The following is a 217-nucleotide window of genomic DNA, read 5'->3' as shown; positions in this document are numbered from 1 at the left end:
TTCCACTTCCGGTCACTTCCCAAAAAAAGCAAAAATAAAAAATGCGGATATGATGTTCTTTGCCAATAAGTTTAAACGTCCTCGGCTCAAATCGTAGATGGAAAGCATGAAGCAAAGGTTTGATTTTATGGAGCTTACGGAAGAATGTAGAACGGCTTAAGAAATGTTTTTGAATAAACGAATCCACACTTAAGCGGCCAGATAAAGAGCAGCCAAT

1 protein-coding gene is annotated in these 217 nt (G+C 38.2%); it reads right to left on the bottom strand.

Annotation, left to right across the window (positions count from 1 at the left end):
* On the bottom strand, window positions 1–217 hold a 217-nt coding region (locus CHH91_RS19675), incomplete at both ends, for a helix-turn-helix domain-containing protein (RefSeq protein WP_176465900.1).

This window comes from Virgibacillus sp. 7505, from assembly GCF_002272135.1.
In the GTDB taxonomy this organism is placed as follows: Bacteria; Bacillota; Bacilli; order Bacillales; family Amphibacillaceae; genus Terribacillus.
Note: the sequence above shows the minus strand (reverse complement) of the source record. Positions and strands in the feature narration are given on the sequence as shown.